The organism is Kribbella albertanoniae, assembly GCF_004348455.1.
In the GTDB taxonomy this organism is placed as follows: Bacteria; Actinomycetota; Actinomycetes; order Propionibacteriales; family Kribbellaceae; genus Kribbella; species Kribbella albertanoniae.
In genome coordinates this window covers 1-22,426 of sequence record NZ_SMKA01000005.1, presented here as the reverse complement: position 1 = coordinate 22,426, position 22,426 = coordinate 1, and the positions used below count along the sequence as shown (strand labels likewise).

The window sequence follows — 22,426 nt, the reverse complement described above, 5'->3', positions numbered from 1 at the left end:
GTGTCGATGTCAGCACCTGAGAAGCTCAAATCATTCGGATTCCGCACCTCGCAAGCATCAGGGAAGGTTGTGTCTTGGACACCCTGTTCGTGAACGGCGCAGTCTTCGACGGTACGGCGTACCGTCCGGGTCTCGCGGTCGCGGTGAAAGCCGGCCGGATCGCGGCGATCGGCCCGGACCTGGGCCAGCGCAACGGTGCCGAGGTCGTCGACCTGGAGGGCGGTCTGCTGCTCCCCGGGTTCGTCGACGCGCACATCCACCCGGTCCAAGGCGGTGTCGAACGCGCCCACTGCGACCTCTCCCCGTTCCACGGACTCCCGTCGTACCAGGAAAAGATCAGCCAGTACGGCGCTCAACACCCGACCGCACCGTGGATCCTGGGCGGCGGCTGGCACCAGCCCGACTTCCCGGGCGGCGCTCCGAACGCGGCGGACCTCGACCCGGTCACCGGCGACCGTCCCGCCTTCCTCGTCAACGCGGATCACCACAGCGCCTGGGTGAACTCGAAGGCACTCCAGTTGGCTGGCATCGACGCCGACACCCTCGACCCAGCTGACGGCCGGATCGAGCGCAATGAAGACGGCACTCCGACAGGCACCCTCCACGAAGGCGCGATGAACCTGGTCGGCCGACTGGTACCCCCGACCACGCACCAAGAAATGGTCGACGCGCTTCTCGATGCCCAGGCCTACCTGCACTCCCTCGGCATCACCGGCTGGCAGGACGCGATCCTCGGCGCCTACGCCAACCTCGGCGACTCCACCCCCGCGTACGTCGAACTCGCGCAAACCGGCCGCCTGACCGCCCGCGTCAACGGCGCCCTCTGGTGGCAGCGCGACCGCGGCCCCGAGCAGATCCCCGAGCTCATCGAACGCCGGGAAGCCCTGCAATACAAGAGATTCCGCGTCGGCACTGTCAAGATCATGCAGGACGGTGTCGCCGAGAACTTCACCGCCGCGATGCTCGACCCGTACTTCGACGGCTGCGGCTGCCGCACCGCGAACAGCGGCCTGTCCTTCGTCGACCCCCAAGCCCTCCAAGAGCATGTGACCCAACTGGACGCAGCAGGATTCCAGGTTCACGTCCATGCGATCGGCGACCGTGCCGCCCGCGAAGCCCTCGATGCGTTCGCCAAAGCCCAAGCCAGCAACGGAATCAACGACAACCGGCACCACATCGCCCATCTGCAGGTCATCCACCCCGACGACATCCCGCGGTTCCAAGAACTCAACGTCGCCGCGAACATGCAGGCCCTCTGGGCCGTCTACGAACCCCAGATGACCGAGCTGACCATCCCGTTCCTCGGCCCCGAGCGCACCGGCTGGCAGTACCCCTTCAAGTCGCTGCAAACCGCCGGAGCACGACTCGTCGCCGGTTCCGACTGGCCCGTCTCCAGCCCCGATCCGCTGGAAGCCATTCACGTCGCGGTCAACCGCCGTACCGACGAAGCCGACGACCCCTTCCTCCCCGAGCAAGCGCTCGACCTGGCGACCGCGCTCGCGGCGTACACCCAAGGCAGCGCCTGGGTGAACCACGCCGACGACACCGGCCGGATCGCGGTCGGCGCCCTGGCCGACCTCGCGATCCTCGACCGCGATCCGTTCACCGCCCCCACCGACGAGATCAACACCGCCCGAGTCCGGGCCACTTATGTCGAAGGCGACCTCGTCTTCGGCCCGAACAGAGAGGACGCCTCGTGCCCCTGAACAACTTCATCGACGGCAAACCCGCCGCCGCGCTGAGTGGAGCGACGTACGACGTGATCGCGCCCGCGACCGGGGAGTCGTACACCCAGGCGCCGTTGTCCGGGCCGGAGGACGTGGACCAGGCGATGACCGCGGCGGCCCGGGCGTTCGAGAGCTGGCGGGACAGTACGCCGGCCGCTCGGCAGCGCGCACTCCTCAAGATCGCCGATGCGATCGAGCAGCGCGCGGACGAGTTCACCGCGGTCGAGAGCCGCAACACCGGCAAGCCGCTGGCGCTCACCGCGAGCGAAGAAATCCCGCCCTGTGTGGACCAGTTGCGCTTCTTCGCCGGCGCCGCTCGTGTCCTGGAAGGCAGGTCAGCCGGCGAATACATGCCCGGTCACACCTCCTGGATCCGCCGTGAGCCGATCGGCGTCGTCGGCCAGGTCACCCCGTGGAACTACCCGCTGATGATGGCGATCTGGAAGATCGCGCCCGCCCTCGCAGCCGGCAACGCCATCGTCCTCAAGCCGAGCGACACCACCCCCGCCTCGACGGTCCTGCTCGCCGAGGTGTGCAACGAGTTCCTCCCGCCGGGCGTGCTCAACGTGGTCTGCGGCGACCGCAACACCGGCCGCGCGCTGGTCGAGCACGACATTCCGCAGTTGGTCGCGATCACCGGCTCGGTTCGCGCCGGGCGCGAGGTCGCGTCGTCGGCCGCGCGCAAGCTGAAGCGCACCCACCTCGAGCTCGGCGGCAAGGCCCCGGTCGTCGTCTTCGACGACGCAGACCTGGAGGCAGCCGCGGAAGCGATCGCAGGTGCGGGCTACTTCAACGCAGGCCAGGACTGTACGGCGGCCACCCGCGTCCTCGCCGGCCCGCGGATCCACGACGACTTCGTCGCCGCGCTGACCGAGCAGGCCAAGCAGACGAAGACCGGACAACCCGAGGACGACGTCGCGTACGGCGCCCTGAACAACGCCGACCAGCTCGGCCGCGTTCGCGGATTCGTCGACCGCCTTCCCGACCACGCCGCCGTACAGACCGGTGGGCACGCGATCGGCGACCGCGGCTACTTCTTCGAGCCCACGGTCGTGTCCGGCCTGCATCAGGACGACGAAGCGATCCAGGACGAGATCTTCGGCCCGGTGATCACCGTCCAGCGCTTCTCCGACGAGGACGAAGCGCTCAGATGGGCGAACGGCGTCGAATACGGCCTCGCTTCATCCGTCTTCACGAAGGACCACGGCCGGGCGATGCGGATGTCCCGCAAGCTCGACTTCGGCTGCGTCTGGATCAACACCCACATCCCGATCGTGGCGGAGATGCCGCACGGCGGCTTCAAGAACTCCGGCCACGGCAAGGACCTGTCGATGTACGGCCTCGAGGACTACACCCGCATCAAGCACGTGATGTCGAACATCGAGGGCTAGATGACCTCCAGATAATCGCGCGAAGGCAGCGAGGGGAACGGCGCGTGCGGCAAGGTCTGGTACCAGAACGACGTGGAGGCAAGGTCGTCCTGGAGCTGGAGGAACCGGCCGTCGTGCCGCCACCCGAGCGCCTGCACGGTGACCCGCAGGTCCGAGGTGAACCGGATGGTGTCGGTGAGATGCCAGCGGTACAAGCCGAACCGCTGCTGGTTCTTCATGAATCCGTCCGGCTGGATCGCCTGCGGCATTCCCAGGTACGGCGTCGTGAACGTCGCGTACACGCCTTCCGGATGAATGAACCCCCACGCGCCACCGAAGTAGTCCTCGGTCCCGGTCGTGCAGATCGTCGGGAACTCGTCGTCGCCGTCCAGGTAGAACTTGACCTCGCCCTCACCCCACCAGCCGGTGTTGTTGCAGCCCCACGCGAGATACGTGCCGACGTACTGCCCCTGGCCCCGAACGCCGTCCAGCAACGTGTGCACCTCGCCGTACGGGACCGGGTTCGACCGCCGGAACTGCGCGTGGAAGTAGGCCGCGTCCTCCGGAACCTCGGTGCGTACGAAGTCGATCTGGTAGAAGAGCTCCGGTACGTCGACCTCCTGCAGATTCTCGATGGTGATCCGGGCACCGGCGCGGAACGGCATCTGCCAGTAGCTGTTGAAGCCGCCCGACGGGTTCACCGCGATCGGTACCGAGCTGACCTGCGCGTGTTCACCCCAGCCACTGCAGAAGAAGTCGCCGAGCGGAACCTCGATCGACGGCGTGTCCTCGCCGTCCCAGTACGCGCGCAGCACCAGCGACCGCCAGACCTTCTTGTCGACGGTCATCCAGATGTGCGTGATCGCGCCCGAGCCCTCGATCTCGGCCAGCGTCGTGGTCGAGCCGGCCGGCAGCGGGATGCAGGGGGACATCTTCCAACCGACCCCGAGATCACGGGCCTGCCGTGACATCGTCCCCTCGGTCGCCCGCGCCCCGCCGCCTTTGGCGCCGTCTCGATTCTCGGCGCTGATGGAAAACGTGCGGGCCGATGACAGCCGCGCGAGATTGCCGAGATGGACGTCGAGCCCATTGAAGTCACCCATGGGCCTCAACCCTAGGCGGCTAGCGGAAGCTGTCCAGCCTGTTCGCGACCTTCTCGAAGACCACTTTCTCGTGCTCCTTCGGCGCATACAGCACCAGCTCATCGAAGCCGATCGCGGCGTAGCGCGAGACCAGCCGGGCGAAGCCGTCCTCGGAACCCCACGGATCCAGCTCGCCGTACCCAAGCAGCAGCCGCCGGATCTTCCGCCCGTCCAGCGCCGCGTCGAGAGCCTGCGACCGCTCGATCGACTTCGCGTAGAACTCCTCCTCAGAGGCAGCCCCGGGGAACGTCACCCACCCATCCCCATGCGCCGCCACCGCGGCCAGCGCCTTAGGCGCGTTCGCCGCGATGATCAGCGGCAGCCGCTCCTGGACGGTCCCCGGCGTCATCGCCGCCAGCGAGTACGGGTAGTGCGGCCCCTCGTGGTCGGTCACGTCGCCCGACAGCAGCCGCTCCACGATCGCCACGAACTCGGTCAGCCGCTCGGTCCGCTCGCGCGCCGTCCAGACCGGCGTACCGGCCATGCCGTGGTCGGTCGGCCAGACGCCGGAGCCGATCCCGAGGTCGAACCGGCCGCCGGAGACGTGGTCGAGCGTGGTCGCGGTCTTGGCCAGCACGGTCGGGTGCCGGAAGACCAGGTTCGCGATCAGGATGCCGACCCGGATCCGCTGGGTGGTCGCCGCCCAACCCGCGATGATCGTCGGCCCGTCGTGCACCGGTACGGCGGGATCGCGCGGATTCCGCAGGTTGTCACCGGTCCACAGCCCGTCGAAACCGGCGTCCTCGGCAACCTTCGCCCAGTACGACGCATCGTCCCAACCTGCCGGATTGACCTTCAGCCCGAATCGCATTCCACCAGCGTGCCACGGCCGTGGCCGAGGCCCGGATTTCCTGCCCGAGTGGTCTACCCGAGGTGCTTTACCGGCTGCCCTCAGTCGGGGACAGTGATGCGGTGACCGCATCTGTGCCCGTCGCCGTGATCGGCCCGCCGGACCCGGCCGCCGCGTTCACGGCCGCACTCGACCAGGCCGGCCTCGCCTCCGTCCGGTACGACGAACTTCCCGTGGACCTCTCCTCGTACCCGGCGGTGATCGTGGTCGCCGGCCGGTACCCCGAACCCGAGCGCCTCGACGTGGCCGGGCTGGCGGAGTACGTGCGCGCGGGCGGATCGGCGTACGTGGAGTTCGCGCTCGACGACATCGGGTTCCTCCCGACGGGCGAGATCCGGACCGCGCACATCGAGCGGATCTTCACCACCGCGGCACTGGCCGGGATCGAACCGTTGCACATCCTCGACGAGCACTCCTCGCAGGCGCAGCAGGTGGTTGCCCCCAGCAACGCGGTTGAGTTGTGCAGTTACGGCACGGTCGCCGGGACCCACGAGGCCATCTTCGGTCCGCCGGAGGTCACCTTCCCGGCGCTGCTCGACATCCCGGTCGGCGACGGCCGGTTGCTCTACGCAACGACCGCGCTCAGCCACCACCTCAAGGGCCGCTACAAGCCGGTACGTCGATGGCGTCGCCTGCTGCAGGTGGTTGTCGGCCAACTGACCGGGGTACAGCTTGCCGAGGACATCGAGGTGTTCACCGAGCCGCGGGTCTGGGTCGCGACCGGTGAGCCGGTCAAGCTGGTGGTCCGTTCCTGCATCAAGCCGGTGGCCGAGCTCGACCTGATCGAGACGAAACCGGGCCGGTTCGAATCGGACCTCCAATACCTTGCCGACGGCGAGCACAGCTTCACGGTCGGCGGTCAGCAGGCGACCGTGACCGTCGGACCGCGCGCGGAACGGTATCGGCGGATGGTCGACCGGGCGATCGCCTGGTACGACTGGGCGGGCATGTTCTACGACGCGCCGGACGGCTCGAAGGGCGTTGCCGAAGGGTTCTCCAACGAGATCGATGCCGAGGGCAAGCTTCCGTTCCGGCCGGTACCGCGTGGTGACTGCTTCACCCAGACCGCGCACGCCTTCCGGATGTACGCCGACCTCGCCGACTTCCCGCGCGGCCGAACGATCGCCGACAACCTGATGCGCCTGGTCGTCGAGGAGCAACAGCTCACTGACCGCAACCAGCTCTACGGTTCCTTCGAACCGCGGGGCGCGCGGACCGATCTGACCGGCACGAACAACCTGTTTGCCGATGACAACGGTTGGATCTCGCTGTTCACGCTGATGTCCGGTCATGTCGAGCCCGGTCTGCGCGGGGTCGAGGCGCTGATCCGAACGTCGAGCGAGGAACTCGGCCTGCAGGTCGATCCGTGGCGGACGCCGTCCACGCTGCTGGTGAAGGGCTGGGACGAGATCGCCCGGTCGCCGATCGAGGACGGGCTCGACCTCACGTCGCACTGGCAGAGCTCGGCGCAGTGCGCGTACCTCTACGCGTACGGCCTGACCGGCGAACAGCGTTACCTCGACACGGCCACTCGGGGGCTCGATCATATGGCCGGGCAGCATCCTCGGGCTCGGCTGGAGACGAGCCGGACCTGTGAGGCCGGCCGCTTCCTGCTGCCGCTCGTCGGCGCGTACCACTACACCCGCAAGCCGCTGTACCTCGAGACGATGCGCTCGCTGGCTGGGTACCTCAAGAGTCGGCAGGGGCCGGACGGCGGCTTCGCGGAGTGGGACGGGAAGTGCCCGCCGAGCAACGAGGCGTACGGCGTCGACGAGGCCGCGATCTTCGCGGCCAACGGTGATCTGGTCACGGACCAGCTCTATGGAACGCCGTTCGCCGCCTGGGCGCTGCCCTTGGCCTATCGGGTGACTGGGGAGCCGGTGTTCCAGGAGCTCGCGCATGGCGTCCTGGACTACCTGAGCCGGATCCAGATCGAGGATCCCGACGACGAGCAGCTCGACGGCACCTGGCAGCGCGCGTTCGACTTCGATTCCTGGGAGTACTTCGGCTCGAATGCCGACCTCGGTTGGGGTCCGTACTGCGTTGAGACGGGGTGGTCGGTCGCGCCTGCGATCATTGGTGCGATGCTTTACCTGACCGGCGACAGTTTCTTCCCGCCGGCCCCTGACCCCGGTGCCGGCCTGTCCGGTCTGCCCGCGTCGATTCGGGCGGAATTCGACGCGATCCAGGCCGGTCAGCCGGCATCGGCCAGCTACACCCGCCGCGACGACGGCCGCGTGATCCGGATCCAGAACGACGTACAGGCGGTTCTCGGTGAGCTGATCGCGGCCGGTGAGCCGGTGTGGGCGCGCAACGAACCGGTCGGGGCGGACGAGATCTACGTCCGTGGCGCCGACGGTCACCTGCACCACACCTACCTCGACAACCGAGTCGGCCAAGGCCGCTGGCAGCAACTCGGCGACCTCGAACTGGCCGACGAACCAGTGGTCGCCTTCAACCCCGGCGCCAACGCGATCGAGGTCTACGCCCTCGGCGCCGATGGCCACATCCACCACTGCTCGATGATCGACGTCCGCGGCGGCCACACCCCCTGGGAACAGGTCGGCACCCTGCACTTCACCGGCTCCCCAGCCGTCCTGTACGACGAACAGCTCGGCTCCGTCCGCCTGGTAGCCAACGACACCGCCGGCCAGGACCGCCGTACCCACAAGGTCAACCGCTGGCACCTCCCCTGGCAGGACTACTCCCACTGGATCACCGCATGAAGGTCAACGTGGCAATCGACGGCGGCCAGTCGGCGCTGCGCCTCCGAGTCCTCCCCACCGGCGCGACCGGCACCGGCCCCGGCTACACCCACGGCCCGCACGCATCCGACTACATGCTCGAAGCCATCCGTACGGCGGCCGTTGCCGCCGAGCTCGCCGGTCCGGTCGGAGTCGTCGCACTGGGATTGACCGGGTATCCCGCTGACACAGCTACTGAGTTTGCAGCCCGAGTAGTCCAGCTCCTGGAGGCGGATGAGGTTCGGCTGACTCAGGACATGGTTACTGCTCATGCGGGGGCATTGCCTGATGGGTACGGCGTGGTGGTTGCTGCGGGCACCGGGTTGGTGTGTCTGGCGGTGGATCGGGACGGGACTTGGCACAAGCTGGACGGGCATGGGTATCTGTTCGGCGACGCGGGCAGTGCATTCGCGATCGGGCGGGCCGGACTGGTCGCCGTACAGCGGGCTCGGGACGGGCGGGGTCCGGTGACCAAGCTGGCTGAGACGACACTGGATCCGATCGCCTACTACCGTTCGCCGACTCTGGTCGACGACGTGGCCCGGTTCGCGCCCGACGTACTGCGGTGTGCCGCCGAAGGCGATGTTGTTGCCCTCGACATCTTGGCCGGTGCGGCCGCGGACATCGCGGAGACGATCGATGCTGCGGTCAACAAGCTGGCCGGCACCGAACCAGTCCCGGTCGCTTGTGTCGGCGGCCTATTTGCCGGTGCCGGTGAGCAGCTGCTCGGCCCTGTCCGCGCGGTGCTGTCCACACGCGCCCACCTGGTCCCCGCGGCCGGCAACGCACTGGACGGCGCCGAGCGACTAGCAACCGCTGAGCCCGGCCCTTACACCGCCCTGACCGTGATCCAGAGGAAGCTATGACAGTTCTTGCCCCGGGCACCTTGGTGGTGTCCTGCCAGGCTGCCCCCGGCAATCCGCTGCACGCTCCGGAGTCGATGGCCCTGATGGCCCGCGCCGCTGAGGCCGGTGGCGCGGGCGCCATCCGCGCCAACGGAGCTGCCGACGTAGCCGCGATCCGCGCGGTCACCGCGCTCCCGATCATCGGGATCAACAAACTCGGTGACCCGTCCGGCGTTTTCATCACCCCGACCTTCGAGTCCGCGATCGACATCGTGAAGGCCGGCGCCGACCTGATCGCCCTCGACGGCACCCGGCGACCACGCCCCGACGGACAGCGGTTGGACCAGCAGATCGCCCGGATCCACGAAGAACTCGGCGTACCGGTTCTGGCCGACGTGGACACCCTGGAGGCCGGGATCGCGGCCCGTGAAGCTGGTGCCGAGCTGGTCGCGTCGACACTGTCCGGCTATACCAATGGCCACACTCCGAGCGGACCGGACGTCGAGCTGGTCAGGCAGTTGGTGGCCAAGCTGGACTGCCCGGTCGTTGCCGAGGGCAGGGTTCGCACGCCGGACGACGTCCGTGCAGTCTGCGATGCGGGCGCGTACGCCGTCGTGGTCGGCTACGCGATCACGAATCCGATGGACATCACCGCCCGCCTGGTGAGCGCGATCAGCACGTCATAGCCCATCAGAGTGGTCTACTCCACCTTGTCGATCCAGGTCGAATCCTCTTCCCCAGTCCGGTCGCGCGGGCGTATCCATGTCCCAATCAATCCCCTGGAGAGGACGCGTCCCATGAGCACAGTCGACCGCCGTACCCTTCTTCGCGTCGCGCTGGCGGCGCCTGCCGTGGCTGCGCTCGCGTCCTGTGCGAAGCCCGTTGTTGAGAAGTCCGCGCCCGCGCCGGCCCTCGGTGCGAAGGTCGACGGCAGCAAGCCGCTGGAGTTCTTCAACTTCGATGGCGGATACGGGAAGAAGTGGACCGAGATGCCACTGGACCTGTACCGCAAGGAGTTTCCTCAGGCGAACGTGAAGCTGACGAGCGGCCAGCAGCTCCAGCAGCAGCTGCAGCCCCGGTTCATCCAGGGCAACCCTCCCGACCTGATCGAGAACGTCGGTCTGGACGGCGCCGCGCTGGCCGCGAAGAAGCAGGTCATGGACATCGGCGCGCTGCTCGACATGGAGGCCTTCGACCAGCCCGGCGTGAAGGTCAGGGACACCCTGCTGCCCGGCGTCGCCGAACACGGCGTGTACGACGGGGTCAAGTACGAGATGCCCTACGTGATCGGGACCGGCGGCATCTGGTTCAGCCAGAAGCTGCTGGACGAGCATGGCTGGACGTACCCGAAGACGTGGCCCGAGATGCTCGCCCTCTGCGCCGAGATCAAGAAGTCGACGAAGATCGCGCCGTGGACCTACCAGGGTAAGTACCCCGGCTACCTGACCAGTCCGATGCTGATGACGGCGTACAAGGCGGCCGGGCCGGAGCTGAAGAAGAAGGTCGACAACCTCGAACCGAACGCGTGGCGGGACCCGGCGCTGATCCAGGCCGCGGAGGGTTACCAGGAGCTGGCCGCGAAGGGCTACCTGCTGGAGGGTTCGCAGGCCATCGATCACAAGCAGTCGCAGGCCTCCTGGGCCAAAGGGCAAGCGGTCTTCATCCCCTGCGGCGGCTGGCTGGAGAACGAGTCCGGCCAGGATGCGCCGAAGGACTTCGCGATGACGATGATGCCGGTCCCGGGCTGGTCGGCCTCCGACAAGGCGCCGTTCGAGACGCTGACCGGCGGGCCCGGTGGCGCGCTGATCGTGCCCGCGCAGGCCAAGAATCCGCAGGGTGGGCTGGAGTTGCTGCGGATCATGATCTCGAAGAAGTGCATGCAGAACTTCGCCAGCCTGACCAACTCGCCGGTCGTCGTGAAGGGCGGCACCGACGGCGTCAAGCTGACGCACGCCGCCGAGTCGATGCAGAAGGCGATCTCGGCGGCCGGCTCGAACATGTTCAACGACTGGCAGTTCCGCATTTGGTACAAGAAGTTGCTGGACAGCTCCGACAAGGCGATGGCCGCGCTGATGAACCGTGAGGTCACACCCGACGAGTGGAGCAAGCAGATGCAGAAGTACGCCGACGAGACGGCGAAGGACCCGTCGATCAAGAAGTTCCACGCCTGACATGCATCACGGCAAGTACCGCTTCGTCTTCGGGCTGCTGCTGATCCCGCTCGGGTTGTACGCCGTCTTCGTGGTCTCGCCGTACGTCCAGGCCTTCCCGATCGCGTTCACCGACTGGGAAGGCCTGTCGGCGACGTACCGCTACATCGGGTTCGACAACTTCGTCGCGCTCTTCCACGACTCGGTGTTCTGGACGGCATTGCGGCACAACCTGTTCCTGCTGGTCAGTCTGCCGACGATCATCGTGACGCTGTCGCTGTTCTTCTCCGCGGCGCTCAACCACCGCGGCGGGATCCGGGGCGCGAAGTTCTACAAGATCATCTACTTCTTCCCGGCCGTGCTGTCGATCGCGGTGGTCGGCGTCCTGTGGCAGTTCATCTTCGAGCCGCGCGGCGGTCTGCTGAACGGGTTCCTGCGCGCGGTCGGTCTGGACGCACTTGCCCAGCCCTGGTTGGGCGATGGTGACACCGCGCTCGGTTCGATCATCGCGGTCGTGGTCTGGGGCGGTGTCGGGTTCTACGTGGTGCTGTTCACCGCGGCCATGGCGGCGATCCCGAAAGAGCTGTACGAGGCCGCACTTCTGGACGGTGCCGGATCGGTGCAGGCGTTCTTCCGGATCACACTGCCGCTGATCTGGAACACCGTCCAGGTCGCGATCGCGTTCCTGGTGATCGGTGCGCTCGACCAGTTCGCGCTGATCAAGGTGCTGTCGGTCGGGCCGGGCGGTCCGAACGACGCCACCCAGGTGATCTCGCTGTACATGTACACGAACGCGTTCGCGTACGGGAAGTTCGGGTACGCGTCGGCGATCGGCGTGACGCTGTTCGCGCTGAACATGATCCTGACCGTGCTCACGTTCCGACTGACCCGCCGCGAGCGGGTCGTCTACTAGGGGGTGCCCCGATGACCCGTACGGCGACCGGCCGGCTGTTCGGCGGGATGACGCAAGGCTTCGCGCTGGTGTGGGGCGCGATGGTGCTGTTCCCGCTGCTCTGGTCGGTGGTGAGCTCCTTCAAGACCGACTCCGAGATCTTCCAGAGCCCGTGGAAGTTGCCGGCGGTGTGGCACTGGGACAACTTCAGCCGGGCCTGGAGCGAGTCGCACATCGGCCGCTACTTCTTCAACAGCCTGGTCGTGGTGACCTGCGGTGTCGTCATCTGCCTGCTGCTGTCGGCCGCGGTCGCGTACGTGCTGGCGCAGTTCGAGTTCCCGGGCAGCAAGGCCCTGTACTACGTCTTCGTCGGCGGCATGGTGTTCCCCGGCTTCATGGCGCTGGTACCGCTCTTCTTCGTCGTGCAGAACCTCGGACTGATGAACACCTACCTAGGACTGATCCTGGTCTACGCGACCGGAGGCATGTCGTTCTCGGTCTTCTTCCTGACCGCGTTCTTCAAGAGCCAGTCCAAGGAGCTCGCCGAAGCCGCGCTGGTCGACGGCTGCTCACACTGGGGGGTGCTGTTCCGCATCATGCTGCCGCTGGCCCGCCCGGGTCTGGTCAGCATCGGCATCTTCCAGTTCCTCGGGATGTGGAACGAGTACCTGCTGCCGCTGGTGCTGATGACCGACGAGAACCGCTACCTGGTCACCCAGGGGCTGGCGAACCTCGCGGTGACCCAGGGGTACCACTCCGACTACTCCGGACTGTTCGCCGGGCTCACCATTTCGATCCTCCCGGTCCTCGCGGTCTACCTTGTGTTCCATCGCCAGATCAGTACCGGGATGACCGCAGGAGCCCTGAAGTGATGGATCTGTTGCTCGCAGCGACCTCCCTGGACGTAACACCTCCCCCCGGCCACCTCCTGGACGGGTACGCCGCCCGCACGGGCCCGGCGACCGGTACGGCCGACCCACTCCGCGCCACCATCATCTGGCTCACTACGGCGGACGCCCCCGGCGTGCTGTGGTTGACGCTGGACGCGATCGCGGTCGGCGCGGAGTTGACCGCCGAACTGTCCGCAGCGGCCAGCCACGCCGCCGGTATCCCGGCCGAACATGTAGTCGTGTCGGCCTCGCACACGCACTCCGGACCGAGCGGGTGGACCGGCCAGATCCACCCGGTCATTCCGGCCGAGCGTGAGGCCGGACTGTACGAACCACTCGTCTCGGCGGTCGCGAACGCCGTACTGGCCCGGCAGCCGGTGGTGGCGTCGTGGCGGTCGGTTGAAGTGACTGGGGTCGGTACCAATCGGCATCGGGAGGACGGTCCGCACGACAACACGGCCGGAGTGCTCGCGCTGCACTCGCTGACTGGTTCGCTGCAGGCAGTCCTGTTGGACTTCGCATGCCATCCGACGACATACGGGCCGGAGAACCTGCTGTGGTCGGCTGACTGGCCCGGTGCGGCCAGGGCTGCGCTCGGGCCGGCTGTGGTCGGCTATCTGCAGGGTGCGGCCGGTGATGTCAGCCCGCGGTTCACTCGGCAGGGACGTGGTGCGGCTGAGATCACCAGACTGGGTGAGCTGCTGGCAACGCGCGTCCGGGCGGCTCTGGCTGAGCCAGGGCTCGCCTTACCTTCAACGGCTCCCAGCATTCGCCGTACGGCGCTTCGGCTGCCGGTGCGGTCGCTGCCTCCCGCCGGCGACGCCGCAGCGATTGTCAGAGCTGCGGAGCGGTCCATCCGGACTGGAGTGGACGATCCGTCGGCCAGGATCGCGCAGACCCGCCTGGACGGCGCCCGGGGCCAGGCGCTGATGGCTGCGGCCGACCTGCCCGCCGAACTTGAGCTACCGGTCAGCGTGGTCACCTTGGGCGACGTGTGCTGGGTCAACCTGCCGGTCGAGCTGTTCGCCCTGCATGGTGCCGTCCTGCAGGAGAAGAGCAGCCACCCGATCACCCGGGTCATCGGCTACTCGGACGGCTACTTCGGGTACGTCGTCGACCCGACCGCGGCCGAGGCAGGTGTGTACGAAGCGCTCATCACCTACTTCGACCAGCCGACGACCAACCAGTTGGTGGCCGAGACGGCAGCCTTCGTCAACGCTTAGTGCCCTGCATCGAATGTTCTTTGGCGCTTGCGACGCCCAGGCACGCACCTCACGGCACCGGAGGAACAGCCACGATGGAAAAGCATCGAGGCCGCTCCTCCGGCACCGCGATGCACGCACCTGGACGCCGCAATCACTCAAACAACATCCGATGCAGGGCACTAGAAGGTGGCGATCGGGTTGACCGGGCTACCCGACGTACCGGCGAAGCGGACTGGTGCAACGGCGAGCTGGAAGTCCCACTGACCGAGCTCGGCAGCCGTCGTCACGCACTCCTCGAGGTCGCAGTTGTCGAGCATCCACAGGCCCATCGCGACGAGGCTCACGGCGTGCACCGGCATCAGCACGTCGTCGTACCCGGAAGGCTGCACGTCCTGTGGGGTGTCGGCGCCGATCAGCGCGACCTCCCGCTCCTGCAGCCACGGCAGACAGGACGCGTGCCAGCCGGCCTGCGTCATACCGCCCGAGGGCCCAGACTCGTGCCGAGCGCGGCCGTAGCCGGTCCGGATGAGTAGCGCGTCGCCGGACTGCACCCGCACGCCCTGGCGACGCTCGGCCGCCTCGAGGTCCTCGGGGAACACGCCCTCCCCCGGCTGCAGCCACGGCACGTCGCGGATCGCTGCGATGTCCAGCACGACACCACGGGTGACGATCCCGTGCGCCGCCGCCGTGACCGCTGCCCACGCCGACCCGGTCTCGGCGTCGATCATCGAGTGCGACCGCCCGTTGTACAGCTTGCCGTCCCAGAGCAGGTGGCACGGCGAGTCCAGGTGGGTGATCGTGTTGCCGTGGAACATGATGCCGAGGCGCTCGTTCGAGAAGCCCCAGCGCCGGTCGTTCTGGAACAGCTCCGGCATGTGCTCGGCACCCGGCATCTCTACCGCGCACGGACACACATTGGTCGCCCGCTCCATCTCACCCGGTACGGCGATCTCCCAGGCGCACGAAACGCTCCGGCCGTGGCGCACGGCCCGTGCTGCCGCCAGCCGGACGTCGTCGGTGATGTGGTTCAGCGTGCCGAGCTGGTCGTCGTCGCCCCACCGTCCCCAGTTCGACAGTGTGTCGAAGTACCCGAGTACGTCGTCCTGCGTGGGCCTCGTCATCCGGCACCGCCTCCTCCGGTTAGAGGGCCAGCTCCGGCTGCAGCTTCTTGGCCGGCCACACGCGCTGCTTGCGCGCAGCCAGCGTAGACGCGGCCAGTGCCACGGCGAACCAGGCCGCCAGGGCCAGCAGGTCCTTGCCGAGCGACGCGGTGGAGCCGCCGTACATGAGGTGGCGGACACCGTCGATCGCATAGCTCATCGGCAGCGCGTGGTGGAAGAAGTACAGCGGCTCCGGGATGGTCTGCCACGGGAACGTGCCGCCCGCACTGACCAGCTGGACCACCATCAACACCAGACCCAGGAACTTGCCGACGGCACCGAACCATGCGGACAGTGCGTGCAGGATCGCCACGAAGGTGATCGAGGTCAGGATCAGGAAGCCGACCGTCAGCCATGGATGCGCCACGTTGATACCGAGGCCGAGTGTCACTGCGGTGAAGACCAGCGTCGCCTGGATCGCACCGAACAGCGCGGGCGGCAGCCAGCCACCGAGCGCCACTCGGAACGGCGACTGCAATCCGGCCAGTGCACGCGGGGACAGCGGCCGCACCAGCAGGAACAGCACGTACGCGCCGATCCAGCAGGCCAGGCAGAGGAAGAACGGGGCCAGGCCGGCGCCATAGCTCTCAGCACTCGCCTGGGAGACGTTCTGCAGCGTGACCGGAGCACCCAGGGTCTCGGCCACGGCCTTGCGCTGCGCAGTGGTCGGGTTGGGGATCTCCTTGACGCCCTTCTCCAGACCGGTGTTCAGCTGGGTCGCGCCGTTCGTCAGCTTGGTCACTCCGGTGGCCAGGCTGTTCACACCGGTCAGGAGCTGGCCCTGTCCGGCCACTGCCTGCTTCTCACCGGCCGCCAACTGCTGCGCTCCGGACTGCAGTGTGGTGAGCCCGGTGCTCAGTTGGCCGGCCCCGGCGTCGAGCTGCTTGGCGCCATTGGCCGCCGTACTGATGCCATTCGTGAGAGCCGGTGTGGCCTCAGCCAGCGCTGCTGCGCCGTTGGAGACCTGGCGTGCGCCGCCGGCTAACTGGTTGAGCTGGGTGGAGGTCGACTGGATCTTGGTGTTCGCCCGGACGACCGGTCCGCGCAGCTTGGCGGTCTCGGAGAGGATCTGGTTGATCTGGTGGTTGCTCAGCCCCTGTGCCTTCAGACGGGCTGCGAGCGTCTTGTCGAACGCCTTGAGGTCCTTGACCAACGTGTTCGACGCGGTGGCGACCTGACGACCCACACCGGCGATCTTCTCGTTGCCGTCGGCCACCTGGTCGGCGCCGTTCGCCAACGCCTTGGTCTGCTTCGGCAGGCTCGCGGTCTTACTTTTCAGCGTGCCGAGGCCGTCGCTGAGCTGGTCAGCACCAGTGGCCAGTTTCGCCGCACCCTGCTGCGCCTGCCCTGTCCCAGCGGCCAGCTTGGCCGCACCGGCCGACAGCTTCTGCTGTGCGGTGTTGAGCTGGCCAGCACCGGACTGCAGCTTGCCAACACCAGTGGAGGCTGACGTCAGTCCGTTCTGTAGCTGCGCCGCACCGGACGCCGCCTGGCTGATCTGACCGTGGATCGTGTTGTACCCAGCCAGCAGCTTGCTCGCCGCCGTCTCGCTCACCTGGGACGCGACGGTCTTGGTCACCTGCGCAACGACCTGGTTGGCGATCGTGTGCGCGATGTAGTTGTTGGCGTCGTTGGTCAGCAGCTCCAGATTCGCCTGCCGCGGCGTGAAGTCCGCACTGGACGCCAGGTCCCCGGAGAACGACTTCGGCAGCACCAGAGCGAACTCGTACGTGCCGTCCGACACTCCCTTGGTCGCCTCGGCCCGAGTGACCTTGTGCCAGCCGAAGCTCTTCGACTTGACCAGCTCGTCGGCCACCTGCGGCCCGACGTTCAGCTTCTCGCCGGTCGCCAGCGTGGTGCCCTCGTCCTCCACCACGACCGCGGTGGGGATCTGGTTGAGCCGCTTGTACGGATCGTGGTTCGCGTAGAGATACAGGCCGCCGTACAGGACCGGCACCAGCAGCAGGGCCACCACGGCCAGCTTGGGCAGTCGGCCGGCGGTCAGCCGCCGCAGCTCACTCAGGGCCATCCGGAGCGCGGTCACGCCTTCATCTCCTCAACTTGATCTGCGGGTACGTCGAGCAACCGGGCGGAGGTATCCGCGCACGTGATCAGGACTGCGTAGCCCCGGTCGGCCAGATCCTGGCCCAGCGCGTACCACTCGTGCGGATCGCCGCCATGACGGTCCGGCATGGTCAGAATGACGACCTTCACGTCCGGCCGGGCGACAGTCAGCTCGGCGAGCAGTCTGGTGCGCGCAGCGACCGGGAGGTGCTCGAAGCGGGTGCGCGCATGCTCAGCGACGCCGTGCTCGTCCATCCACTCCAGCACAGCCTTCCGGCTGGCCTTGTGACCAGCCATGGCCAGCTCCTCGCCCACAACCGTCTGAACGGGCAGGGCGTCATCCGGCTCAGTGATTCCGGGTGCGTCGACCACAGCAACCTTGCGGCGCAGTACGGCGGGATCTGAGGAGCCCTGGAGCGTCACCTCGCCGGTATCCGGCTTGAGACGCCCGGAGAGCGCCAGCGCGGCAGCAACATGTCCGGGGCCTGGATAGCCGGTCAGCAGCACGACCTGCTTCTCGTCGACTCGCACCGACGTACCGGTCAGCATCGGGGCGTGCAGACCGAACACGCTGACTCCGACGGCCTCGAGTTGCATCTATGCTCCATCTATTTCTAGGGCAGTTCAATACGTTTGTGTATCCAATACAGAACTGTATCCTACTCTTATGGAACCGCCCAAGCGCAGTCGTACCGCCACTCGGGCCCGCCTGCTGGCAGGCGCGCTCGAAGTCTTCGCCGAGCGTGGCTTCGCCGGTGCCTCGGTGGAGGACATCTGCGACCAGGCCGGGTTCACCCGGGGTGCCTTCTACTCGAACTTCGGCTCCAAGGACGAGCTGGTCCTAGCGTTGTTCCAGGCAACGACCGACCGGCTGCTCGAGCAGATCGAGGCACTGCTCCCCGACCTGGCGACTCAGCCCGGCACGCTGCTGGACGCCGTACTAGGCCTGCTCGACGAGGCGATCGGCGATCAGCGGCAATGGCACCTGATTTCGACCGAGTTCACCCTGCACGCTTTGCGCAATCCCGAGGCGGCGCGGGCGTTGAACGAGCAGCGCGCGATGTTCCGGGCCAGCCTGACCCGGTTGGTGGAAGAGATCTCGGCCGCGAGCGACGTGACCTTCAGCGTGCCGCCGGAGCTGTTCGTCCGGCTGATCATCGCGCTGCACGAAGGCGCGCGATCGCAGAGCCTGCTCGAGCCCACCAAGGTTCCGGCGGGCTCGCTAGAGCACGCCTTCCTCCCGATCGTCCTCGACGCAGTCAGTCAACCTTCACACTGATCGTGTGCAGACCGGTCGACCCGTCCGGTGCCGGTGGTGCGGACGCCTCGATCTGCGGAGTGCCCTTGGCATCGACCGCGCGGACCTGCAGGATGTGCGTCCCGCGCGGTGCGTCCCAGGTCCAGTGCCACTGCCGCCAGGTGTCGATCGACCCGTCCGCGGCCAGCGTCGTTTGTTGCCAAGGGCCACCATCAACCCGGACCTCGACCTTCGACACCCCGACATGCTGGTCCCACGCCACACCGGCCACCGTCACGGGCCCGGCCGTCACCTTCTTGCCCAGCGGTACGTCGATCCGCGACGACAGCTTGATCGGTCCCAGCGCCGACCAGCCCCGCGGCGTCCAGTACGCCTCGAACTGATCGAACCGCGTCACCTCGATATCGACCAGCCACTTCGTCGCCGACACATACCCGTACAGACCCGGTACGACGATCCGCACCGGGAACCCGTGTTCCACCGGCAGCGGCTCACCGTTCATCGCGAACGCGAGCATCGACTGGCGATCGTCGAGCAGCGTGCTGAGCGGCGTACCGGCAGTGAAGCCGTCCTTCGACATCGACTGGATCGCGTCCGCGTCCTTCGAGGGCCCGGCCTCCTCCAGGAGGTCCTTGAGCAGCACGCCGGACCACAACGCGTTCCCGATCAGGTCGCCACCGACCTCGTTGCTGACACAGGTCAACGTGACCCACTTGTGCATGACCTTGCGCTTCAGCAGGTCGTCGAAGGTGAGGTTGAGCTCCTTGTCGACCATGCCGTGGATCCGTAGCTTCCAGTCCGACGGCATGATCTGCGGGACCGCGAGCGCGGTGTCGATGCGGTAGAAGTCCTCGTTCGGCGTGACCCACGGCGTAGCGCCATCGGCCTGGACTCCGGCCGGCGGATCGAGTGTCGGCGGTTTCGGCAGGTTCAATGCCTTGCGGGCATCGGCCACCGCGGTCCGGCTGCCGCTGATCACGCGCCCGAGCGCAGCGATCGCGGCCGAACCGATCGCGACACCGGCCGACAACTGCAGAAAGCCCCGGCGGCTGACGCCGTCATCGGGGAAGTCGAGCAGTGGTTCCAGACGTTTCGTGTACAGACGCAGGATGCCCAGCGCCGTGAGCCCGGCGACAGCCGACGGCACGAATCCCGTCTGCCCCGAGTCCGCGCGAGTCATCGCGGCAGCCACGGCCACCCCGCCCAGTACGACGACGATCAGCGCGCCGGCCCAGTACCGCCGTACCGCAAGAATCCCGCCAACCGCGGCCAGGGCCAGCAGGACGATCAGAATGCCGGTGCGGAGCGCGGTCTTGTCGTTCGTTCCGAACCAGGAGATGGCCAGGTCCTTCAGCCACGGCGGCACCCGATCGATGAACGCCGAGCCGATCGCGACCACGGGAGTCTGCGACGTACCGAGTAGCCCGGCCGCCACACTGCCGGCCGCGAGCCCCCCGAGGGCAGCGAGTATCCCGCCGACCGCGCCCCTCCAACGAATCTGTTGATTCACATCTCAACCTTGACGCGGAGGGGCGCCCGACACCAGTCGAGCGCCCCATCCGTTAGTTCCGGGTAATGCGTTGAAGTTGTACTTGCTGATTTATTGCTCGCCTTGGTGCGCTCAGAGTGCCGGCCGGCCGTTGGGCCAGCGACGTGCGTTGTCCCGGACCCGGCGCAGCTTGCCGAGCACGACGTCGCGCTCGTCGGACAGCTGCGACATCCACAGACTGTCGATCTCCAGGAGGTGATCCGGCAGTGCTTCGCGCAGCCGCCGCTTCCCCTCCTCGGTGATCACTGCGTAGGAACCGCGGGCGTCGTCAGGACAGGGCTCGCGACGAACCAGGCCGAGGTTCTCGGCGCGGTCGACGAGCCGGGTGATACCGCCGGTGGTGACGGTCAGCTCCCTGGCCAGAGAGGTCAAACGCTGCTTCTCCCCGTGACTGCGGGCGAGCCGCAGCAACAGTTCGAACATTGCCATTTGCAGACCACTGCGCTTGAGAGAGTGCCGCATCAACTGGTCCAGCTCGGCTGCGGCTTCCCGCAGCAGACCGTAGGCCGTGATGACGTCGCTTTCCCAGGGTTCCGCGGCGCGGGTGGGTTCTGCATCGGCGAGCGCTAGGGGCGAGCAAAGCGAAGGCGCGATGGTCATGCGCGGACTCTAGTAGCTGACTAGTTCACTTCGCTACACGGGGTGACCTTTTGGCTACAGATCGACCGGGAGTCGCAAACTTCCTGAGCGTAACCGGGCACCTGTCCAGACCGGTACGACGGGTGCCTGTGGATAACTTCCGCGGCGATCGCCCGATTTTTGCAAGCCTTGTCCCAGCAGGTTTTCCACCACTGATCGGGGACGCGCGGAATGAGCGAGAACGAAAGCACCACACCCTTCGGCGCCGGCTTCGTCGCGGCCTGCATCGTCATCGCCGCCGTCATCACCTGCGGCCTCGTCGTCCTCTTCGCCGGTACGGCGGACTCCCCGAAGACCAGCCTCGTCGCCACCGCACCCGCCGCAACCCCGGACCCCACCACCTCCCGCTCCACTTGCTCATTACCTGCTGGCGACCAAGGTGTTCCTGCGGTGGCTCCTGCCGTGGACGGATGGGAGGTGAGCCGGCGGGTGGTCGTTCCTCGGTCAACCGCGTTCGGGCCCGGGGTTGTCGACTCCGACGGGTTCCGGCGGTGTTTTGCTCATTCGCCGACGGGTGCGGTGTTCGCGGCGTACAACGTACTTGCTGCACTCGGCGATCAGACCAAGGCGACCGCCACCGCCCGCAAGCTGATGCTGCCCGGCCCGGACACTGACGAGCTGCTGCGCACGACCGCCAAGGAAACCTCGGCGACCACCTCCGAGCCGACCCAGCTCGCCGGGTACCGCGTCCTGGCTGCCAGCCGCGACCAGGTCACCGTGACTGTCGCCGTACCTGTCGAGACGCAGTACATGAGTCTCACCGTGACGATGGTCTGGCACGACCACGACTGGCGACTCCAGCCACCGCCGTCCGGTGCGGCCATCGGGGCCCCGTTCGCTCAGGTTCGCAACCTCGCCGACTTCGTGAAGTGGAGTGGTCTCTGATGTGCGGGCAGCTCGAGATCGGCTGCCAGATCAAGGAGGGTTTCATCTCCGTCGCGACGTCCAGTCTCGATTCCTTGCTGCAGCAGGCCAGCCAGGCCGCCCTCGACTCCATGCATGCGATGGCGACCCTGTGGTTGAAGGTGCCGGACGCAACGATCGCGACCGAATCCGGTAGCGGCTGGAAGAACTCCGGCCCGGTCGAGTACCTGCAGCAGAGCACACTCACGGTCGTCGCTGCGGTCTTCACCGTCGCGATCCTGATCGCCGGCCTGCGGACCGCCTGGGAGCAGCGGGCCAAGCCGCTGCAGGAGTTGCTCAAGGCAATGATGACCTTCGTGCTGGTCTGCGGTGCCGGCGCGGCGGTGCTGCAGTTGCTGTCCGAGTGGTCCGACGGCCTCGCACACGACATCGTCACCAAGGCCGCCGGTGGCAACATCGACGCCGGTTTCAAAAGCATCGTCGCGAACGGCGGCTTCACCGAGATCGGTGTCGCCTCCGGCCAGGTCATCCTCGCCATCTGCGTCACCATCTCGGTGATGTGTGCCTCGGTGATCCAGATCGTGCTGTTGCTGATCCGGTCCGCGATGCTGGTCATCCTGGCCGGGACGTTCCCGCTCGCGGCGGCCGCGACGAACACCGAGGTCGGGCGGACCTGGTTCCGCAAGTTCTGTGGGTGGTCGCTCGCGTTCATCGCCTATAAACCGGCGGCTGCGCTCATCTATGCGGCGGCGATGAAGCTCAACCAGTCGGCGATGCTGCCGAGCGACAACCAGTTGGTGCAGGCGATGACCGGGATCATGATGCTGATGCTCGCGGTGTTCGCACTGCCCGCGCTGCTGCGATTCGCCGTACCGCTCACGGCAGCGGTTGCCGGCGGCAGCGCCGCGATGGGCAGTTCGGTCGCCGATCCGGGTGGGCTTGCGACTGGAGCCGTCAACGTTGGACGCGCTCGTCTCGGCGGTTCGGGAGGTGGCTCTGGTGGTGGCTCTGGTGGTGGAGCGGGGGCTGGGGCTGGGGCGTCTGGTGCTCGGACGGTCGGAGGCGCGGCTAGTGCGG

Annotated in this window: 19 protein-coding genes; 12 read left to right on the top strand and 7 right to left on the bottom strand. The window is 67.3% G+C overall.

What is annotated here, in order from left to right:
• Positions 1-74 precede the first annotated feature (74 nt).
• Positions 75-1,706, top strand: coding sequence for an amidohydrolase (locus E1261_RS02625; RefSeq protein WP_132401191.1), 1,632 nt, complete (start codon positions 75-77; stop codon positions 1,704-1,706).
• Positions 1,697-3,118 (top strand): gamma-aminobutyraldehyde dehydrogenase, encoded by a 1,422-nt coding sequence (locus tag E1261_RS02620; protein WP_132401188.1) that lies wholly within the window; start codon positions 1,697-1,699, stop codon positions 3,116-3,118. The genes E1261_RS02625 and E1261_RS02620 overlap by 10 nt, the downstream gene beginning before the upstream one ends.
• On the opposite strand, the gene E1261_RS02615 is transcribed toward E1261_RS02620, so the two are convergent.
• Positions 3,115-4,200, bottom strand: a complete 1,086-nt coding sequence (locus E1261_RS02615) for a glycoside hydrolase family 172 protein (RefSeq protein WP_132401185.1) — start codon at positions 4,198-4,200, stop codon at positions 3,115-3,117. The genes E1261_RS02620 and E1261_RS02615 overlap by 4 nt on opposite strands.
• Before the next feature lie 19 nt (positions 4,201-4,219).
• Positions 4,220-5,050 (bottom strand): LLM class flavin-dependent oxidoreductase, encoded by an 831-nt coding sequence (locus E1261_RS02610; RefSeq protein WP_165952327.1) that lies wholly within the window; start codon positions 5,048-5,050, stop codon positions 4,220-4,222.
• Between the two features lie 101 nt (positions 5,051-5,151).
• Between E1261_RS02610 and E1261_RS02605 the strand changes: the two genes are divergently transcribed.
• The 7 genes from E1261_RS02605 to E1261_RS02575 all read left to right on the top strand — a co-directional run bounded on the left by E1261_RS02605 (position 5,152) and on the right by E1261_RS02575 (position 13,833).
• Positions 5,152-7,815, top strand: a complete 2,664-nt coding sequence (locus E1261_RS02605; RefSeq protein ID WP_132401179.1) for a hypothetical protein — start codon at positions 5,152-5,154, stop codon at positions 7,813-7,815.
• Entirely contained in the window at positions 7,812-8,699 is an 888-nt protein-coding gene (locus E1261_RS02600) for an N-acetylglucosamine kinase (protein ID WP_132401176.1), read from the top strand. Before E1261_RS02605 ends, E1261_RS02600 begins: the two co-directional genes overlap by 4 nt.
• Entirely contained in the window at positions 8,696-9,364 is a 669-nt protein-coding gene (locus E1261_RS02595; protein WP_132401173.1) for an N-acetylmannosamine-6-phosphate 2-epimerase, read from the top strand. The genes E1261_RS02600 and E1261_RS02595 overlap by 4 nt, the downstream gene beginning before the upstream one ends.
• Before the next feature lie 111 nt (positions 9,365-9,475).
• Positions 9,476-10,849: an N-acetylglucosamine/diacetylchitobiose ABC transporter substrate-binding protein gene (gene ngcE, locus E1261_RS02590; RefSeq protein ID WP_132401170.1), complete on the top strand. Its 1,374-nt coding sequence runs from the start codon at positions 9,476-9,478 to the stop codon at positions 10,847-10,849.
• A 1-nt stretch (position 10,850) separates the two neighbouring features.
• Positions 10,851-11,741, top strand: coding sequence for a carbohydrate ABC transporter permease (locus E1261_RS02585; protein WP_132401167.1), 891 nt, complete (start codon positions 10,851-10,853; stop codon positions 11,739-11,741).
• 11 nt (positions 11,742-11,752) lie between these two features.
• The gene (locus E1261_RS02580) at positions 11,753-12,592 is read left to right on the top strand and encodes a carbohydrate ABC transporter permease (protein ID WP_132401164.1); all 840 of its coding nucleotides are present in this window, start codon (positions 11,753-11,755) and stop codon (positions 12,590-12,592) included.
• The gene (locus E1261_RS02575) at positions 12,592-13,833 is read left to right on the top strand and encodes a hypothetical protein (RefSeq protein ID WP_132401161.1); all 1,242 of its coding nucleotides are present in this window, start codon (positions 12,592-12,594) and stop codon (positions 13,831-13,833) included. The genes E1261_RS02580 and E1261_RS02575 overlap by 1 nt, the downstream gene beginning before the upstream one ends.
• A 161-nt stretch (positions 13,834-13,994) precedes the next feature.
• Here E1261_RS02575 and E1261_RS02570 read toward each other — a convergent pair whose 3' ends face one another.
• Genes E1261_RS02570 through E1261_RS02560 form a run of 3 tightly spaced genes read right to left on the bottom strand, consistent with a single transcriptional unit; the run spans position 13,995 to position 17,636 of the window.
• On the bottom strand, positions 13,995-14,936 hold the full coding sequence (locus E1261_RS02570; RefSeq protein WP_132401158.1) for a cyclase family protein: 942 nt from the start codon (positions 14,934-14,936) through the stop codon (positions 13,995-13,997).
• Between the two features lie 19 nt (positions 14,937-14,955).
• Positions 14,956-17,019 carry a YhgE/Pip domain-containing protein gene (locus E1261_RS02565; RefSeq protein WP_132401155.1) on the bottom strand — a complete coding sequence of 688 codons (2,064 nt, stop codon included), beginning with the start codon at positions 17,017-17,019 and terminating at the stop codon, positions 14,956-14,958.
• The gene (locus E1261_RS02560; RefSeq protein WP_202874254.1) at positions 17,016-17,636 is read right to left on the bottom strand and encodes a hypothetical protein; all 621 of its coding nucleotides are present in this window, start codon (positions 17,634-17,636) and stop codon (positions 17,016-17,018) included. Before E1261_RS02560 ends, E1261_RS02565 begins: the two co-directional genes overlap by 4 nt.
• A gap of 70 nt (positions 17,637-17,706) precedes the next feature.
• Here E1261_RS02560 and E1261_RS02555 point away from each other — a divergent pair, with 70 nt between their 5' ends.
• On the top strand, positions 17,707-18,318 hold the full coding sequence (locus tag E1261_RS02555; protein WP_132401152.1) for a TetR/AcrR family transcriptional regulator: 612 nt from the start codon (positions 17,707-17,709) through the stop codon (positions 18,316-18,318).
• On the opposite strand, the gene E1261_RS02550 is transcribed toward E1261_RS02555, so the two are convergent.
• Both E1261_RS02550 and E1261_RS02545 read right to left on the bottom strand, forming a co-directional pair.
• On the bottom strand, positions 18,299-19,807 hold the full coding sequence (locus E1261_RS02550) for a molybdopterin-dependent oxidoreductase (protein ID WP_132401149.1): 1,509 nt from the start codon (positions 19,805-19,807) through the stop codon (positions 18,299-18,301). The two genes, E1261_RS02555 and E1261_RS02550, sit on opposite strands and share 20 nt — an antisense overlap.
• Before the next feature lie 111 nt (positions 19,808-19,918).
• The gene (locus E1261_RS02545) at positions 19,919-20,446 is read right to left on the bottom strand and encodes a MarR family winged helix-turn-helix transcriptional regulator (protein WP_132401146.1); all 528 of its coding nucleotides are present in this window, start codon (positions 20,444-20,446) and stop codon (positions 19,919-19,921) included.
• A gap of 210 nt (positions 20,447-20,656) precedes the next feature.
• On the opposite strand from E1261_RS02545, the gene E1261_RS02540 reads away from it, so the two are divergent.
• Complete coding sequence (locus E1261_RS02540) at positions 20,657-21,370, top strand: DUF8175 domain-containg protein (RefSeq protein WP_132401143.1); 714 nt, start codon at positions 20,657-20,659, stop codon at positions 21,368-21,370.
• Positions 21,370-22,426: TrbL/VirB6 family protein (locus E1261_RS45840; protein ID WP_202874253.1), on the top strand; the 1,057-nt coding region annotated here is incomplete at its 3' end. The genes E1261_RS02540 and E1261_RS45840, both read left to right, overlap by 1 nt.

What these genes read in the sequence shown, in the direction of transcription:
- E1261_RS02615 (WP_132401185.1), bottom strand. Translation starts at nt 4,200, where the DNA reads ATGGGTGACTTCAATGGGCTCGACGTCCATCTCGGCAATCTCGCGCGG.
- E1261_RS02610 (WP_165952327.1), bottom strand. Translation starts at nt 5,050, where the DNA reads ATGCGATTCGGGCTGAAGGTCAATCCGGCAGGTTGGGACGATGCGTCG.
- E1261_RS02600 (WP_132401176.1), top strand. Translation starts at nt 7,812, where the DNA reads ATGAAGGTCAACGTGGCAATCGACGGCGGCCAGTCGGCGCTGCGCCTC.
- E1261_RS02595 (WP_132401173.1), top strand. Translation starts at nt 8,696, where the DNA reads ATGACAGTTCTTGCCCCGGGCACCTTGGTGGTGTCCTGCCAGGCTGCC.
- ngcE (WP_132401170.1), top strand. Translation starts at nt 9,476, where the DNA reads ATGAGCACAGTCGACCGCCGTACCCTTCTTCGCGTCGCGCTGGCGGCG.
- E1261_RS02585 (WP_132401167.1), top strand. Translation starts at nt 10,851, where the DNA reads ATGCATCACGGCAAGTACCGCTTCGTCTTCGGGCTGCTGCTGATCCCG.
- E1261_RS02580 (WP_132401164.1), top strand. Translation starts at nt 11,753, where the DNA reads ATGACCCGTACGGCGACCGGCCGGCTGTTCGGCGGGATGACGCAAGGC.
- E1261_RS02575 (WP_132401161.1), top strand. Translation starts at nt 12,592, where the DNA reads ATGGATCTGTTGCTCGCAGCGACCTCCCTGGACGTAACACCTCCCCCC.
- E1261_RS02570 (WP_132401158.1), bottom strand. Translation starts at nt 14,936, where the DNA reads ATGACGAGGCCCACGCAGGACGACGTACTCGGGTACTTCGACACACTG.
- E1261_RS02560 (WP_202874254.1), bottom strand. Translation starts at nt 17,636, where the DNA reads ATGCAACTCGAGGCCGTCGGAGTCAGCGTGTTCGGTCTGCACGCCCCG.
- E1261_RS02555 (WP_132401152.1), top strand. Translation starts at nt 17,707, where the DNA reads ATGGAACCGCCCAAGCGCAGTCGTACCGCCACTCGGGCCCGCCTGCTG.
- E1261_RS02545 (WP_132401146.1), bottom strand. Translation starts at nt 20,446, where the DNA reads ATGACCATCGCGCCTTCGCTTTGCTCGCCCCTAGCGCTCGCCGATGCA.
- E1261_RS02540 (WP_132401143.1), top strand. Translation starts at nt 20,657, where the DNA reads ATGAGCGAGAACGAAAGCACCACACCCTTCGGCGCCGGCTTCGTCGCG.